The sequence below is a fragment of the Antiquaquibacter soli genome (assembly GCF_030580675.1).
In the GTDB taxonomy this organism is placed as follows: Bacteria; Actinomycetota; Actinomycetes; order Actinomycetales; family Microbacteriaceae; genus Rhodoglobus; species Rhodoglobus soli.
In genome coordinates this window covers 1,345,356-1,361,414 of record NZ_JAUQUB010000001.1, presented here as the reverse complement: position 1 = coordinate 1,361,414, position 16,059 = coordinate 1,345,356, and the positions used below count along the sequence as shown (strand labels likewise).

16 protein-coding genes are annotated in these 16,059 nt (G+C 69.9%); 7 read left to right on the top strand and 9 right to left on the bottom strand.

The window, feature by feature from the left end:
• Nucleotides 1-24: 24 nt before the first annotated feature.
• The 6 genes from Q5716_RS06720 to Q5716_RS06695 all read right to left on the bottom strand — a co-directional run bounded on the left by Q5716_RS06720 (nt 25) and on the right by Q5716_RS06695 (nt 5,334).
• The gene (locus Q5716_RS06720; RefSeq protein WP_305002311.1) at nt 25-1,083 is read right to left on the bottom strand and encodes a dihydrodipicolinate synthase family protein; all 1,059 of its coding nucleotides are present in this window, start codon (nt 1,081-1,083) and stop codon (nt 25-27) included.
• A gap of 112 nt (nt 1,084-1,195) precedes the next feature.
• Entirely contained in the window at nt 1,196-1,894 is a 699-nt protein-coding gene (locus Q5716_RS06715) for a FadR/GntR family transcriptional regulator (RefSeq protein WP_305002310.1), read from the bottom strand.
• 7 nt (nt 1,895-1,901) lie between these two features.
• Nucleotides 1,902-3,323, bottom strand: coding sequence for an enolase-like domain-containing protein (locus tag Q5716_RS06710; RefSeq protein ID WP_305002309.1), 1,422 nt, complete (start codon nt 3,321-3,323; stop codon nt 1,902-1,904).
• Nucleotides 3,324-3,371: 48 nt separating this feature from the next.
• Nucleotides 3,372-3,836, bottom strand: a complete 465-nt coding sequence (locus tag Q5716_RS06705) for a YbaK/EbsC family protein (RefSeq protein ID WP_305002308.1) — start codon at nt 3,834-3,836, stop codon at nt 3,372-3,374.
• On the bottom strand, nt 3,833-4,471 hold the full coding sequence (locus Q5716_RS06700; RefSeq protein WP_305002307.1) for a histidine phosphatase family protein: 639 nt from the start codon (nt 4,469-4,471) through the stop codon (nt 3,833-3,835). Before Q5716_RS06700 ends, Q5716_RS06705 begins: the two co-directional genes overlap by 4 nt.
• Before the next feature lie 23 nt (nt 4,472-4,494).
• Nucleotides 4,495-5,334 (bottom strand): Sir2 family NAD-dependent protein deacetylase, encoded by an 840-nt coding sequence (locus Q5716_RS06695; protein WP_305002306.1) that lies wholly within the window; start codon nt 5,332-5,334, stop codon nt 4,495-4,497.
• A 94-nt stretch (nt 5,335-5,428) separates the two neighbouring features.
• Here Q5716_RS06695 and Q5716_RS06690 point away from each other — a divergent pair, with 94 nt between their 5' ends.
• Entirely contained in the window at nt 5,429-6,232 is an 804-nt protein-coding gene (locus Q5716_RS06690; protein WP_305002305.1) for a TrmH family RNA methyltransferase, read from the top strand.
• On the opposite strand, the gene Q5716_RS06685 is transcribed toward Q5716_RS06690, so the two are convergent.
• Nucleotides 6,219-7,136 (bottom strand): aminoglycoside phosphotransferase family protein, encoded by a 918-nt coding sequence (locus tag Q5716_RS06685; RefSeq protein WP_305002304.1) that lies wholly within the window; start codon nt 7,134-7,136, stop codon nt 6,219-6,221. The two genes, Q5716_RS06690 and Q5716_RS06685, sit on opposite strands and share 14 nt — an antisense overlap.
• An 81-nt stretch (nt 7,137-7,217) precedes the next feature.
• Between Q5716_RS06685 and Q5716_RS06680 the strand changes: the two genes are divergently transcribed.
• The 3 genes from Q5716_RS06680 to Q5716_RS06670 all read left to right on the top strand — a co-directional run bounded on the left by Q5716_RS06680 (nt 7,218) and on the right by Q5716_RS06670 (nt 11,250).
• Entirely contained in the window at nt 7,218-8,759 is a 1,542-nt protein-coding gene (locus Q5716_RS06680; RefSeq protein ID WP_305002303.1) for an APC family permease, read from the top strand.
• A gap of 22 nt (nt 8,760-8,781) precedes the next feature.
• Entirely contained in the window at nt 8,782-10,008 is a 1,227-nt protein-coding gene (locus Q5716_RS06675; RefSeq protein WP_305002302.1) for a D-alanyl-D-alanine carboxypeptidase family protein, read from the top strand.
• Between the two features lie 135 nt (nt 10,009-10,143).
• Complete coding sequence (locus Q5716_RS06670; RefSeq protein ID WP_305002301.1) at nt 10,144-11,250, top strand: fatty acid desaturase family protein; 1,107 nt, start codon at nt 10,144-10,146, stop codon at nt 11,248-11,250.
• On the opposite strand, the gene Q5716_RS06665 is transcribed toward Q5716_RS06670, so the two are convergent.
• Nucleotides 11,251-12,012 carry an SGNH/GDSL hydrolase family protein gene (locus Q5716_RS06665; protein WP_305002300.1) on the bottom strand — a complete coding sequence of 254 codons (762 nt, stop codon included), beginning with the start codon at nt 12,010-12,012 and terminating at the stop codon, nt 11,251-11,253. It abuts the gene before it with no gap.
• A 127-nt stretch (nt 12,013-12,139) separates the two neighbouring features.
• Between Q5716_RS06665 and Q5716_RS06660 the strand changes: the two genes are divergently transcribed.
• The 3 genes from Q5716_RS06660 (at nt 12,140) to Q5716_RS06650 (ending at nt 15,580) form a co-directional block, all read left to right on the top strand.
• Entirely contained in the window at nt 12,140-12,403 is a 264-nt protein-coding gene (locus tag Q5716_RS06660) for a GlsB/YeaQ/YmgE family stress response membrane protein (protein WP_305002299.1), read from the top strand.
• A gap of 83 nt (nt 12,404-12,486) precedes the next feature.
• Entirely contained in the window at nt 12,487-13,731 is a 1,245-nt protein-coding gene (gene dinB / locus Q5716_RS06655) for a DNA polymerase IV (RefSeq protein ID WP_305002298.1), read from the top strand.
• A gap of 58 nt (nt 13,732-13,789) precedes the next feature.
• A complete protein-coding gene (locus Q5716_RS06650) occupies nt 13,790-15,580 on the top strand; it encodes a DEAD/DEAH box helicase (protein WP_305002296.1) in 1,791 nt (596 codons plus the stop codon).
• Between the two features lie 153 nt (nt 15,581-15,733).
• Here Q5716_RS06650 and Q5716_RS06645 read toward each other — a convergent pair whose 3' ends face one another.
• A complete protein-coding gene (locus tag Q5716_RS06645) occupies nt 15,734-15,937 on the bottom strand; it encodes a cold-shock protein (RefSeq protein WP_305002295.1) in 204 nt (67 codons plus the stop codon).
• Nucleotides 15,938-16,059 lie beyond the last annotated feature (122 nt).

The window sequence follows — 16,059 nt, the reverse complement described above, 5'->3', positions numbered from 1 at the left end:
GTGCAGTTCCTTCGCTTCGGTGGTCTAGTCGGCGAGCCAGCGCTCGAGGTGGCGGGCGACGAAGCCGTCGTCATTGAGGTCGGGATGCACGGAGTACACCCGATCGATCTCCTCGAGCTGGCCGGGGGAGAGCACTTCGGCCTCGTCGAGGCACCACGTGCCCTCGACGAGGCCCTGCCGTCGGAGCACCTCGAGGCAGCCGGGGATGCACCCGGCGAAATCGTTGAGGGCGTCGTAGATCGCCTCGTTGCAGTCGGTCACGCGCGAGTCGAGGCCGAGCAGCTCCGCGCTCACGGCCTGGCCGCGAGCCGCTCGGATGCGCTCGAACTGCTCCACCGCAGCCCGGGTCCAGACGCTCCAGTGGCCGAGGAGCCCGCCCACGATGGAGACGGGGACGAGCTCGCCGTCACGAGGGATGACGAAGGGTTGCAGGAGGTCCAGCACGATGTGGTCGTCATTGCCGGTGTACAGGGCGATGCGGTCCTCGGCTCGGGCCGCGACGACGGCGCGCACGATGTCGAGGGTGCGGTACCGGTTGAAGGGCGCGAGCTTGATGGCGACGACGTTCTCGATCTGCGCGAACCGGTACCAGAACTCGTAGCTCAGGTGGAAGCCGCCGACTTCGGGCAGGAGGGCGAATCCGACGACGGGCATCTCGGCGGCGACCGCGCGGCAGTGCTCGAGGATGTCGGACTCCGGGCGCCCCTTCCACGCGGCGACATTGAGGATGACCGCGGTGTACCCGAAGCTGCGCGCGAGTCGGGCCTCGGTCACCGCTTGCTCGGTGTCTCCCACGACGCCCGCGACGAGGGCGATGGGCCGGTCGGTCCAGTCCGCGGCTACCCCGGCGGAGATCTCGAGTACGGGCTCGAAGAGTCCGTGCTCCCGGATCGCGAACTGGGTGGTGTGCACTCCGACCGCGAGGCCGCCGGCACCCGCATCCAGGTAGTACCGGCTGAGGGCCCGCTGCCGGGCACCGTCGAGACGGCGCTCGGCGGTCAGGGCGAGCGGGTGGGCGGGGATGACCGTGCCCTCGTGAAGGACCGCCAGGGCGGCCGACCGAGTGTCGGTGGTGTTCGTCATCGAAGGCTGGTCCTCTCTCGCCGAGAGCGATTACAGCACAGAACGCACTAGTAGCGCAACCGATTGTGCACAACCCGCCGTCCGGGGCGTCCGCACTCCCGATCGGAGCCGATCAGCGGGTCGCGACGTGCCGATCGACGTGCCCGGCCATGAGCTCGCGCGCGCGAGGGAGGTCGCCGCCGACGAGGGCGTCGAGGATCAGCCGGTGCTCGCCGAGGAGGGCGACCGGGTCCCCGGGAGCCATCCCGACGGCGCCCCAGGCCTCGACCCACAGCTCGTGCACCGACTTCTGGAGCTCGATGAGCAGGGGATTGGCCGTGAGTCGACCGAGCATCGCCTCGAACCGGACATCGAGGCTGCCGGCGTCGAGATCGACCGCGTCGAAACCGTGCTCGATCGTGTCGAGGAGTGCCGCGAGGAGCGAGTAGTCGGGTGCCGCCCGGTGCGCGAGCACCAGCACACGGTCCTCGACGGCCGCGCGCACCTCGACCAGGTGGTTGAGGAAGTCCTCGCCGACCGGCTCGAGCTCCTTGAGCCACGCCGTGATCGGGCTCGACTCCGGGTTGACGACGAAGCTGCCGGCGCCGCGTCGGATCTCGATGCGACCCATGCTCTCGAGGGAGCGCAGGGCCGTCCGCAAGGAGACGCGGCTGACCCCGAACTGCTCGGCGAGGTCTCGCTCGGCAGGGAGTCGGTCGCCCTTGCGCGATTGTGCGACGAGTTGCTTGAGCTGCTCGAGCACCGCCTCGTGCACATCGACGTGGGGGATCGGGACGATGGTGAACGCCCGCCGTTCAGTGTCCTCGCTCACGACGGCCTCACATCCCCCGGGTTGCCGCGGCCACCGAGAGAGGTTCGAGCCCGGAGACATCGAGCTCTCCGGAGAAGCCGAACGGAGACTCCAGGAGGGTGCCGAGCGCAACGGAGCCGTGGGCGATGCGCAGCCGCACCCGGCCGCCGTCGGATCGCTCGTAGAGGTCGGGGTGCGCCGCGAGCGCGGTCTCCTCGACCTCATCCCCGAGCGGCGCGAGCCGACCGAAGTAGTGGTGGCCGTTGCGCTCGATATGGGTGAGGCCCATGGCGTGCGCAACGACGAGATCCTGCGCGACCGTGAGCGGGGGGACCGTCGACAGGTCCTCGGCGGTGAGCACCGCTCCGCCCCCACGGGACCCCGCGAGCGCGGCGTTCGCGAGACCACGGAACACTCCCTTGCAGCCCTTGTAGGTTCCGCCCGCGTAGCCGAGGTCCATGCCGGCGCGAACCGTCGTCACGGCGTCATCCGATTCGTCGATGATGACCGCGACCTCACCGCGGAGCGCCTCAAGCGCAGCGGCGGCTTCCACGCCGAGCGCGATCGAGCGGTGGAAGGGCTGCTCGACGGCCACGAGACGGTCACGCACGACCGGGGCGAGCCGATCGTCGGCGAGGAGCCCCCGCGCCCACTCGACGAGATGCTCGGCGGTGCGCATCGACTCGTTGCCGTCGATGGTGAGCACCGGGTCGATGCCGGCGGCCCCCATCACGTCGAGGATGCGATGCAGCCGCGGGATGTCGTCGTCGAGCCGTCCCGCCGTCTTGATCTTGAGGTGTGTGACACCGTAGCGAGCGAGCACGGAATCGAGGCTCACCGGGAGCCCGTCGGCGGGAGCATCCACGACCTCATCGTCGGTGAGCGCGTCGGACAGGCCCACCGTGTGCCGGATCGCGATCTCCGGAGCTCCCGGTCGAGGCAGGAGGTCGGCCGCCGGCCGGCCCGCGAGTTCGGGATGCAGGACCGCCGGCTCCCAGCCGAGCGCTCCGGACCGCAGCGCCTCGCCGAAAGGCACCCCCTCGAGGCGGCACACCGCGTCGATGAGGGCACGCTCCACGAGCGCCGTGCCGAGACCGGCGAGGAGGCCGGGGATGCCCTCGTCCGCAGCCCACGACTGCTGCGACTCATCGATGACACGCCACACCTCGAACGCCGACCCGCCCGACCTGCCGCGCGACGCGTCGACGGCGTGCAGGATCACCCCGACCATGTCGGCGATCTCGTCGACGAAGAGACTGTCGGGGTCCTTCGTGAACCACTTCGGGGGCAGGTGCTCCGACGCCCAGCCCCGAGCGACGCGATCCCCGTCGCTCACGCTGAGCTCGACGACGACGTGCGGAGCGGCGACCATCTCGGCGATGCCGTAACGGAAGGGGATCCGGGTGGACACGTGCGTCACGCGGGCGTCGACAGAGGCAACAGTGATCACGAGTTCAACTCCATCGTTGTGGTAGGTGGTCCTACCAATACCGTAGCATCAGCTGACTCGCGCAACCTCGGCTGCGGTGAGCTCGGCGAGGCGGTGGGGCTCGATGCCGAACACCGAGCGGGCACTCGCCGCCGCAGCCCACACCACGGGCTGGTCGAGCAGCGACTCGTCCATGATCGTGCGCAGGGGAGCGGGATGCCCGAGCGGCGGAACCCCGCCGATGCTCGACCCCGTCGCTCGCTTGACCGTGTCGGCGTCGGCCATCGCGACGGGCGCGCCGACGTGCTGGCCCACGCGATCGAGGTCGACGCGGTTGGGCCCGGAGGCGAGCACGAGGAGCGGCTCCCCGTCGGCGACGAGCACGAGGCTCTTGACGATCGCGGCGACCGAGCATCCGATCGCGTCCGCCGCCTGCTTCGCCGTGTGCGTCGACTCGTCCATCTCCCGCGGCTCGATGACCACGCCGAGGCCGGCGAGCCGCTCCGCGAAGGCCGCTGCGCGCGCGTCGCTCACGCGCTCGCTCCCGCCGGGTCGCGGCGCTCGATCGGGTTCTGGTCGTCGAGCGGGTCCGATCCGTTCGCGAGCGACTCCGCGTCGAGCGGATCGTTGAAGGCGATCAGCCGGAACGAGCCGTCCTCGTGCCGCAGGCTGTGAACCGAACCGTTCGTGATCGGTCCATGCCGGCCCTCCGGGTCGACGGTCGCGAGAATCGAGCGGATGACGCCGCCATGGCTCACCACGAGGATCGCCTCCCCGCTGTGACGCTCGGCGAGCTCCATGAGCGCGGGGAAGACCCGGGCGACGACCTCGTCGCGCGACTCCCGACCGGGGACCGGTGCATCCCCCGGGAAGCGCGCCGACAGCTCCGGGTCGGCCAGCCCCTCGGCGTCGCCGTAGGCGCGCTCCACGAGGGCATCCACGGCGGTGGGGCCGGGCAGACCGAGCTCCTCGGCGATGATCGCTCCGGTCTCGAAGGCCCTCGACAGCGGGCTCGAGTAGATCGCGTCCCACGGGCGACGGGCGAGCAGTCGAGCCGTGGCGCGGGCCTGCTCGCGACCGGTGTCGTTGAGCGGGATGTCGGTACTGCCCTGGATGCGTCGCTGGAGGTTCCAGTCGGTCTCGCCGTGGCGCACGAGGTAGAGGAGCACGGTTCCCTTCCGGGAACGCGGGGCTAGGCCAGCCGCTCGAGCAGCTCCACGAGCGTCTCGGACGTTCCCGCCTCGATCTTAACGCTCGCCCGCGGATCGCCCTTCGTGACGCCGCGGTTGATGATCACGACGGGCAGCTTGCGGCGGGTCGCCTGGTCGAGCAGCCGGATTCCGGAGTTCACCACAAGGGACGACCCCGCGATCACGAGAGCGCCGGCTCGGTGGACGAGAGCCCGCGCCTCCTCGAACTTCTCGCGGGGCACGAACTCGCCGAAGAACACGACGTCGGGCTTGAGCACGCCGCCGCACACGCTGCAGTCGGGCACCACGACGGCGTCGACGTCATCGATCTGCACGTCGCCGTCGGGGGAGAGGGTGATGTTCTCGCCCGCCTCGAGCCACGGGTTGTCCGCCGCGAGTCGGTCGGCGATGCTGGCGCGGGCGTAGAACTGGCCGCACGTCAGGCACCGGACCCGATCCATGGTTCCGTGGAGGTCGACGACGTGCCGCGAGCCCGCGCGGAGGTGCAATCCGTCGACGTTCTGCGTGATGACGCCGTCGACGAAGCCCGCCGCCTCCATGTCGGCGAGCGCGCGGTGACCGGCGTTCGGCTCGGCGGAGTCGAAGCGCTTCCAGCCGAGGTGGCTGCCCGCCCAGTACCGCTTGCGGTAGTCGGAGTCGCCGAGGAACTGCTGGAAGGTCATCGGGGTCCGCACCGGAGCGCCCTCCCCGCGGTAGTCGGGGATGCCCGAGTCGGTGCTCACGCCCGCCCCCGTCAGCACGGCGACCGTTCGCCCCCGGAGCACCTCGACGGCGGCCTCGACCTGGGGCGATGCCTCCGTCGCGAGCGACTGCGTCGTCATGGGTACTCCTTCCGTGCCCCTCCAGCCTAGGCACCGAAGTTTTCCGGTATGTTTCCACTCGCTGGCAGTCCGGCATCGGAAGGGGGCGCGGCGGATGCACGTCGAGCGCATCGCGGACCCCGCAGACCCCCGGCTCCGCGACTACCGCGACCTCACCGACGTCGTGCTGCGTCGACTGTCAGAACCGGCGGGCGGGCTCTACATCGCCGAGTCGACCAAGGTGCTCGCGCGCGCCCTCGCGGCGGGGCACCGGCCGCGATCGGCGCTCGTCCTGGAGCAATGGGTCGACGACGTGGCACCCCTGCTCGAGCCCTACGACGTGCCCGTGTTCGTGGGGGAGCCGGGCATCCTCGAGTCGCTCATCGGGTTCACGCTGCACCGCGGAGTGCTTGCGGCGATGCACCGCCCGCCGCTGCCCGCCGCGGCCGAGGTGCTGCGCGACGCCCGTCGCGTCGTCGTCATCGAAGACGTCGTCGATCACACCAACGTCGGCGCGATCTTCCGGTCGGTCGCAGGACTCGGCGCGGATGCCGTGCTCATCACCCCGCGCTGCGCCGACCCGCTCTACCGCCGCAGCGTTCGAGTGAGCATGGGCACCGTGCTGCAGGTTCCGTGGACCCGCCTCGACGACTGGCCGCTCGGTGCGGAGCAGCTGCACGAGGCAGGGTTCCACATCGCCGCCCTCGCTCTCGCAGACGATGCCGTGACGCTCGACGAGTTCGCCGCGGACCCACCCGATCGCGTCGCCCTCCTGCTCGGGACGGAGGGCGACGGCCTCTCCCGAGCGGCCCTAGCGGCAGCGGACAGTGTCGTGACGATCCCCATGGCGCACGGAGTCGACTCGCTCAACGTCGCGTCGGCGAGCGCCGTCGCGCTGTTCGCGCTCAGGACGCGCTGAGCTCTCTCCACGTCATGAGTCGGCGGGCGGCCGCCGTCGCGGACGTGGCGTTGCCGTCGCCCCACGCCCACACCACGTCGAGAGCCGACCGCACCACGGCCCACCTCAGTGCGCGCGATCGATCGGAGCCGGTCGCGGCCACGAGCGAGTCCAGGTGATGCCGCGCCACCGGCGCCGGGTCGACGTGCGCCCACGGATCGCCGATCTGCTCGGCCGCGGGGGCGAGGTCGAACTCCGCGTCACCGACCATCGGCTTCGGGTCGATCGCCTGCCAGACTCCGCGCGTCGAGAGCAGGAGATTGCCGGGGTTCGCGTCCCCGTGGAGGAACGCGCTGGCGCGGTCGGAGTGCAGGAGTTCCACGGCGTCGGCGAGCGCGGCGCGCACCGCCGCGACGAGGTCTGCCGGGGCATCCGTCCGCGCCACGACGGGCTCCGCGTTGTCGAGCCAGATTCCCACCACGTCGGCGATCGCCGGGACGCCCTCCGGCACCGAATGAGTGTGCAGCCGAGCCAGTAGTCCTCCTGCGACCGCGATCGCGTCGGCCGCGGGTAGCCCGGCGCGGGAGAGAGGCGTACCCGGATGCACGCGCTCGAGCAGCATCGACCACGTCCACGCGTCCTGCCGGAGCACCCGCGGTGCGAGCCCGGGCGACCACGCCTCGAGTGCGAGCGCCTCGCCGACGGCCTCGTGATGGGGGAAGCCGACCTTGAGCACCGCGTCCCGCCCGTCCGCGGTCGTCACCGCGAGCACCGCGCCCGCCTCGCCGCCCGTGAACGCCGCGCCGGGCGTGAGCCTCCAGCGCTCGAGCATCGTGGCGACGAGCCCCGCCGCCTCGGCCTCCCACGCCGCCTTCGCCTCGCCGTACCGCTCGATCGGAGCGCGCTCGAAGAGGGAGACCGGCATGGGACGACCCTACGACGACCTGGCGCCGCGACCGCGGCGACCGGGCTAGGCTCGCGGTATCCCCGACGATGAGGAGGCCGCATGAGCCAGTCCACCCCCACCGAGACGGCCCCGGGCAAGGGCCTCGCCACGGGCACGCTCGGCCTCGTCGGCTCCACAGTCATCGGTCTCGCGTCCACTGCACCGGTGTACTCGCTCGCCGCGACGCTCGGCTTCGTCGTGCTCGCGGTCGGCGCGCAGGCTCCGATCGCCTTCATCCTCGCCTTCGTCCCCATGCTCCTCGTGGCCTTCGCCTACCGCGAGCTCAACCGCGACGTCCCCGACTGCGGCACGACGTTCACGTGGGCGACCAAGGCGTTCGGGCCGTGGGTCGGCTGGATGGGCGGCTGGGGCGTCGCCGTCGCGGGGATGGTCGTGCTCGCGAACCTCGCCCAGATCGGCGGCAAGTACTTCTGGCTGCTGATCAACGAGGACATCGCGCAGAACACCGTCGTCGTCACCGCGACGGGCGTCGTCTTCATCGCGCTCATGACCTTCATCAGCTACCGCGGCACCGAGATCGGGGAGAAGCTGCAGAACGTGCTTCTCGGCATCCAGTACCTCGCTCTCGCGGTCTTCGTCATCGCGGCGGTCGTCTCCATCGCCACCGGCACCGCCCCCGAAGAAGCCACGACGCCGACCCTCGACTGGTTCAACCCGTTCGCGTTCGAATCGGCCTCCGGGTTCGTCCAGGCCATCCTTCTCGCCCTCTTCATCTACTGGGGCTGGGACACGTGCCTCGCTCTCAACGAGGAGACGAAGGACCCCGAGCGCACCCCCGGTCGCGCGGCGATCCTCTCGACGGTGATCCTCCTCGTCACCTACGTCGGCGTCACCGTCGCAGCGATGGCGTACGCGGGGCTCGGCGACACCGGACTCGGGCTCGGCAACGAGGGCAACGCCGACGACGTGTTCTTCGCGCTCAAGGACGTGCTCTTCGGCCCGTGGGCGTGGTTGCTCGTCATCGCGGTCATGGTGTCGGCCGTGTCATCCACGCAGACCACGATCCTGCCGACCGCGCGCGGGACGCTCGCGATGGCGGCCTACCGGGCCCTGCCGAAGCGGTTCGGGATGGTCCACCCGAAGTACCTGACGCCCGCGTTCTCGACGATCGTCATGGGCATCGTCGCGACTGTGTTCTACGTCGGCATGACCATCATCAGCGAGGACTTCCTCCAGGACACGATCCTGTCGCTCGGCCTCGCGATCGCGTTCTACTACGCAATCACGGGCTTCGCTTGCGTGTGGTACTTCCGACGCTCGCTCTTCGACTCGGCCCGTAACGTCGTCTTCCGCCTCGTCTTCCCGCTCGCCGGCGCGCTCATGCTCACGGCGGCCTTCGTGTTCTCCGCCATCGACATGGCGAGCCCCGAGTACGGATATACGGTGCTCTTCGGCATCGGCGGAGTGTTCGTCGTCGGCATCGGCTCGCTCGCCCTCGGCGTCGTGCTCATGGTCGTGTGGTCGTTCTTCCCGCGCGCGAAGCCGTTCTTCCGGGGCGAGACGCTCAACGAGTCGACAGCGGTGCTCGTGCCGGAGGAGGTCACGCCGCCGCGCCGGTCCGTCGACGGAGGGCGCGCCTAGGCTCCTCGGTTAGCATGGCCCGATGCCGCTGACCCGACGACAGATCTACCGTCGCCGCCGGATCGCGGTGTTCGGAGGAGCCGGCCTGGTGCTCGCGGCGGGCTTCTACCTGCCGCTCACCCTGCTCGCGCCTCTTCACGAGACCACTCCGACGGTCTCCGCGATCGAGGTCCAGCAGCCGACGGTGCCTGTCATCGACTTCCCGCCCTACGGGGCCGCGGGCTTCGGCGCCGTCGGGTACGACGGCGTGCTCGCGAGCGCGGGAACCGCCGATCCGCTCCCGATCGCCTCCATCACGAAGGTCGTCACCGCTCTCGTCGTGCTCGAAGCGCACCCGCTCGCCCCGGGGGAGCAGGGGCCCACCGCGACCCTCGCCGAGCGGGACGTGCAGTTCTACGCCGACATGCTCGCCCAGGACGGCATCGTGGCCCCCGTCTCCGTGGGCCTGCAGGTGACCCAGCGCGGGATGATGCAGCTCGCCCTCATGGCCTCCGCGAACAACTACGCGCAGTCCCTCGCGGCGTGGGCGTTCGGCAGCGAGGCCGCGTACGTGGATGCCGCGCGCGACTGGCTCGGCCGGAACGGGCTCACCGGCACGACGATCGTCGATGCGACGGGCATCCAGCCGTCCAACTCGAGCACGGTCTCCGACCTCATCGCGATCGCTAAGCTCGCCGTCGCCAACCCCGTCGTCGCGGAGATCGTCGCGACACCGACGACCGAGGTGCCCGGCGTGGGGCCGGTGGTCAACCGCAACGGCCTCCTCGGCGTCGATGGCGTCGACGGCATCAAGACCGGCACCCTCGACGAATCGGGTGCGTGCCTGCTGTTCGCCCAGGACATCGTCGTCGCCGACGAGCCCATCACCATCGTCGGTGTCGTGCTCGGCGGACCGGACCACGACACCATCAACGCGGCGATCCGCGGGATGCTCGCCCAGGCCGATTCGGGGTTCCAATCGATCCCGCTCGCCGTGCCCGACGAGGTCGCCGGCACGTACGAGACCGAGTGGGGCGACCGAGCGAACGCCGTCCCCGCGGAGCCGGCGAGCGTCGTGGCGTGGACGGGCAGCTCCGTCTCTGCGGCACCGACGCTCGACCCCGTGCACCTCGCCGAGGATGGCGAGGAGGTCGGTTCGATCACCTTCACGGTCGGCCCGAAGACGGTCGTCGTGCCGCTCGAGCTCGACGGCGACATCTCCGACCCCGGGCCGTGGTGGCGGCTCACTCATCCGGCTCTGCTGTTCTAGCCCTCCCTTCGTGGGAAGCACCTGGGAATGACCCGACGCGGTCGGGCCGGCTCCGCGCCCCGGGATAGGCTCGCACTATCTGAGCACTCCGCTCGCTCCCTGTGGCTGTGAAGTCATTCGAACTTCTGAGGTCACGTGACTGCTGCTTCGTCCCCGTCCACCCGAATCATCCGTACCGGACCGCGCGGGGTCGGCAACCCCGTCTCCGAGTTCTCCGCGCTCCTGAACACCGTCCGCGACGCGGGCCTGCTGCGCCGCAACCGGGTCTTCTACCTCGTCGTGGTGCTCGCGATCACGACCGGCATGGTCGCCGCCTGGTTCGGGGTAGTGATGCTGAGGGACACCTGGTTCACCCTGCTCGTCGCTGCGGCCATGGGCATCCTCTTCACGCAGTTCGCGTTCGTCACGCACGAGTTCGCGCACCGGCAGGTGTTCTCGTCCGGTCGCGCCAATGACACCGGAGGGCGCATCCTGTCCGACCTCGTCGTGGGCATCAGCTACTCGTGGTGGATGGCTAAGCACACCCGCCACCACGCCAACCCCAACACGGTCGGCAAGGACCCCGACATCCTGCCGGACTTCATCGTCTTCCAGGAGTCGGATGCCACCGCCCGCACGCGACTCGGCCGGTTCCTGCAGACCCGGCAGGGGTGGTTGTTCTTCCCGGCCCTGCTCCTGGAGGGCGTGAACCTGCACCGTCATGCGTTCCTCACCGTCTTCTCGCCGGGCAAGGTCGACAAGCGGGCCCTCGAGATCACCCTCCTGCTCACCCGAAACGTGCTCTACGTGGGGGCGGTCTTCGCGATCCTGCCACTCGGCATGGCCTTCGCCTTCCTGGGCGTCCAACTGGCCGTGTTCGGCCTGTACATGGGCGCGTCCTTTGCTCCCAACCACAAGGGGATGCCCATCCTCCCGCGAGACTCGAAGGTCGACTTCCTCCGCCGCCAGGTGCTCACGAGCCGCAACATCGGGGGAGGAGCGTGGGTCACCCAGTTCATGGGAGGGCTCAACTTCCAGGTCGAGCACCACCTGTTCCCGAGCATGCCGAGACCGCACCTGCGACGGGCGGGGGAGATCGTGCGCGAGTTCTGCGAGAGCCGCGGCATCCCGTACACCGAGGTATCGATCCTGCGGTCGTACGCGATAGTCATCCGGCACCTCAACGCTGTCGGGCTCGGCGCGGACCGCGACCCGTTCGCGTGCCCCGCCGCCGGTCGAGTCGGGTACAGCGGCCTCGCGTGACTAGAAGCCCGGTCGCTTCGCCGTGACGTTGTCGCCCGAGGACTGGTGGCGGACGCGGCGCAGCACCCACGGCACGAGGTACTCGCGGGCCCAGCCGACGTCCTCGACGCGCGCCTGACGCCACGAGACCTTCGGCAGCGGCTCGGGCTTGTAGGGCTCGAGATCGTTGTCGACGTTGAGCGAGCGCAGCACCATCCTCGCGATGGTGTGGTGGCCGACGGGGGAGAAGTGCAACCGGTCCGGCGCCCACATGCGGGGATCGGAGAGCTCCCGGAGCGCCCACATGTCGGCGACGATCGCATCGTGGCGCTGCGCGATCGCGCGGAGGTTCTCGTTGTAGATCGCGACCTTACCGCGAACGCGCCTCAGCACGGGCGTCATGCCGATGTCGGGGCCGTTGAACATGACGACCGTCGCGCCATCGCTGCGGAGCCGCTCGATGAGGGACTCGAACCGATCGGCGACATCGTCGGGGTCCGTGCCGGGGCGGATGATGTCGTTGCCACCGGCCGACACGCTGATGAGGTCGGGCTTGAGCTCGAGCGCGGCATCGGCCTGCTCGTCGGCGATCTGCTGGAGCAGTCGGCCTCGGATGGCGAGGTTGGCGTAGGCGAAGTCATCGGTCTTCTCGCTGAGAACTTCCGCGACGCGGTCCGCCCAGCCACGGTGACCGCCGGGGCTCTGGGGCTCGGGATCGCCGATGCCCTCGGTGAAGGAGTCGCCGATCGCGACGTACCTGCTCCACGGGTGCTGCTGAGTCATGAGTCCAGCATTACTCACTAAGCGCGCCGATCGCCACCAGAGGTTGTCGCCGGATCGCCCGGGCTGCCAAGCTGATCGCGCGGGGTCCGATCCGGCCCCGCAGAACTCACGTTTTGGGAGTCATGTCATGGGTTGGTTTTCCGTCCTCATCCTCGGCATCATTGCCGCCGTCATCGCCAAGCTCATCCTGCGCCAGCGCGTCGGGTGGTTCCTGACGATCGTGCTCGGCGTCATCGGAGCACTCCTGGGCGGGTGGATCTCGCAGCTGTTCTTCGGGCAGAACCTCCTCGACGCGAACGGCTTCTGGTCGCTCGTCTCCTGGTTCTGGGCGGTCGTCGGCGCGCTCATCGTGCTCGCGATCTTCGGCGCTCTCTCGGGACGCCGTCGATAGCAACGCTGCAGGAAGGGGGCGGGCGCTTCGGCACCCGCCCCCTTCCTCATGCCGTCGTCGGCGGCCCCTGAGACAATGACCCCATGGGCAAGCAGGACGGCAGGGACCGCCAGGTCACCGCTGACGACGTCGACTCGACGAGCGCGCCCATCCTTCACGTCGACATGGACGCGTTCTTCGCCTCCGTGGAGCTCCTCGACCACCCCGAGCTCGTCGGCAAACCCGTCATCGTGGGCCACGACTCGCCGAGGTCGATCGTCACGGCGGCGACCTACGAGGCCCGCAAGTTCGGGGTCAACTCGGCGCTGCCCATGGCGATCGCTCTCCGCCGGTGCCCCCAGGCGATCATCCTCGAACCGCACTACGACCGCTACCAGCACTACTCGAAGCAGGTCTTCGCAATCTGCGACGAGCTCACGCCGGCCGTCGAGAGGCTGGGCATCGACGAGGCGTTCCTCGATGTCTCCGGAGCCCGCACCGTCTTCGGCTCGCCCCTCCAGGTCGCGCAGCTCCTGAGGCGCCGGGTGCGCGCCGAGACAGGTCTCATCTGCTCCGTCGGCGCAGCGGCGACGAAGTTCGTGGCGAAGGTGGCCTCCGGCATGTCCAAGCCCGACGGGCTCCTCGTCATCCCCGCTGAGGGTACTGTCGACTTCCTCCACCCGCTCCCGATCGCGAAGCTCTGGGGAGTCGGGGCCAAGTCTGAGGAGCTCCTGCGCTCCCGCGGCTTCCACACCATCGGCGACCTCGCAAGCACGCCGGTCGAGCAGCTCGTCCGCCTGCTCGGCGACTCGGCGGGCCGGCGGCTGTTCGAACTCGCGTGGGGCCGCGACCCCCGCCGCGTCGAGGGCGGTGCCGAGGAAAAGAGCGTCGGCCACGAGATGACTTTCTCGACGGACGTCACGGACGCGTCGGTCATCCATCGCGAACTCCTGCGCATGGCGAACATGGTGGCGGTACGACTGCGTCGGCACGGCGTGCGCGCGCGCACCGTCGTGCTCAAGCTGCGCTTCGAGGACTTCACGACCATCACCCGATCCCGCACCATCGCCGAACCCACCGACCTCGGCCGGCAGATCTATGACGAGGTGCGCGACATCTACGACTCGCTGCGCACCGACCGCCCGGTGCGGCTCGTCGGCGTGCGCGCGGAGCATCTCCTCGATCCCGACGGGCTGCTGCCCGCCCTCTGGGACGAGAGCGAGGGCTGGCGCGACGCAGAGAACGTCATGGATGCCGCGAGCGAGCGGTTCGGCCGCGGTGCCGTCACCCCCGCCCGACTTCTCGGGCACCGCCCCCACGAGCGGCCGCGACTCGGGCAGCGGGATTGAGACCTTCACCCCTCCCGCTCGCGATCGGTGTCACCGGGCTCGGGTAACGTCTTATCAAGTGAGCACTCCCTCCCTGCCCGGCCCCACGGTCGGAACCTTCGCGGCGGAGCACCTCTCACCCTCATACCCCGAGCGGGCCGCCCGCGGCACCGCGTCGAAGCTCCGCGCATGGCAGGCCGAGGCCCTCGACCTGTACTTCGAGCGCGAACCGCGCGACTTCCTCGCCGCCGCGACACCGGGCGCCGGCAAGACGACGTTCGCGCTGAGACTCGCGGTCGAGCTCATCGCGCGGCGCGTTGTCGACCGGGTCACCGTCGTCGCCCCCACCGATCACCTCAAGCGGCAGTGGGCCGACGCGGCGCACCGCGTGGGCCTCCGGCTCGATCCGGGTTACTCCAACGGAGACGCGTGGGGCGGCCGGCGGTACCACGGCATGGCCGTCACCTACGCGCAAGTGGCGGTGCGGGCATCCCTCCATCGGGAGATCACCGAGTCGGGTCGCACGCTCGTGATCCTCGACGAGGTCCACCACGGCGGTGACGCGCTCAGCTGGGGCGATGCGATCCGGGAGGCGTTCGATCCGGCGACCCGCCGCCTCTCGCTCACGGGCACGCCGTTCCGCAGCGACACTGCCCCCATCCCGTTCGTCAGCTACGTGCGCGACGAGAAAGGCATCCGCACGTCCCAGACCGACTACAACTACGGCTACGGGCGGGCACTCGCCGACGGCGTCGTGCGACCGGTGATGTTCATGGCCTACGCGGGCAAGATGCGCTGGCGCACCCGCATGGGCGACGAGATGGAGGCCCGGCTCGGGGAAGGGGACACCAAGGACGTCACCGCCCAGGCGTGGCGAACGGCGCTGGACCCCGGCGGAGAGTGGATCCAGGCGGTGTTGAGGGCCGCGGACGTGCGGCTCACCGAGGTGCGGCACTCGATTCCGGATGCCGGTGGCCTCGTCATCGCGACCGACCAGCGGGCCGCGCGCGCCTACGCCGCCCTGCTGCAGGGCATCACCGGGGAGCAGGCGACCGTCGTGCTCTCCGACGAGAAGGAGTCCTCGGCGCGCATCGAGGAGTTCGCGGGCAACACACGGCGGTGGATGGTCGCGGTTCGAATGGTGTCGGAGGGCGTCGACGTGCCGCGGCTCGCGGTCGGGGTGTACGCGACGTCGGCCTCGACGCCGCTCTACTTCGCGCAAGCGATCGGGCGGTTCGTCCGGGCCCGCCGCCGCGGCGAGACGGCGTCCGTGTTCATCCCCACCGTCCCCTCGCTGCTCTCGCTCGCCTCCCAGCTCGAGCTCGAGCGCGACCACGCCCTCGATCGGGAGCGCGCCGACGACCAGCTCCTCGACGACGACCTGCTGGATCGGGAGAACCGGGAGCAGGACTCGAAGGACCAGCTCGCGGAGGAGTTCACGTGGGAGGCGATCGAGTCCGACGCCAACTTCGACAAGGTGCTCTTCGACGGCGACGAGTTCGGTGCCGCCGCATTCACCGGCAGTGACGAGGAGCTGGACTTCCTCGGGCTGCCGGGCATCCTCGAACCTGATCAGGTGCGCGAACTCTTGAGGCAGCGCCACCGGCGGCAGCAGCGTCGGGCTGCCTTCGTGACGGAGGAGGAGAAGGCGCAGCAGCCCGAGCAGCCACCGCCGCTGTATCGCACACTGCGGGAGCAGCGCACGCTGCTGAACTCGCTCGTCGGCATGCGGGCGAAGCTCTCCGGCGAGCCGCACGCCCTCATCCACGCCGAGCTGCGGCGCATCTGCGGGGGACCGGCGGTCGCCCAGGCATCCGTCACCCAACTGCAGGCGCGCATCGACTTCCTGCGGCGCGGTCTCCGCTCCTGACGCGCCTTGAGGGCGCACCCCGCCGGAGAGCTCCGGAGAAATGAAGAACGCCCCGGATCTCTCCGAGGCGTTCTCCTTACTGAACTGATACCCAGAACCGCCGATCCGCGACATTGCGGGGCAATGATGCGGCGGTGCGGGTGGGAAGCAAGATCAGAGGGGGCGGATGTTCTCCGCCTGGGGACCCTTGGGTCCCTGGGTGATGTCGAACTCGACCTTCTGGTTCTCGTCGAGCGACCGGTAGCCGTTCGACTGGATGGCCGAGTAGTGGGCGAACACGTCAGGACTTCCGTCCTCAGGGGCGATGAAACCAAAGCCCTTTTCCGCGTTGAACCACTTGACGGTACCTAGTGCCATGTAACTCCTCCAGGAGCGTTCCTACGGCCCCGACAGTCGAGGCCACACCCGCGCACCCGGAAGCGAGCGGACGTGAGCCAAGGTTATAGCAGGACCACCCCCAGTCCGCCATAGTTTCCCAA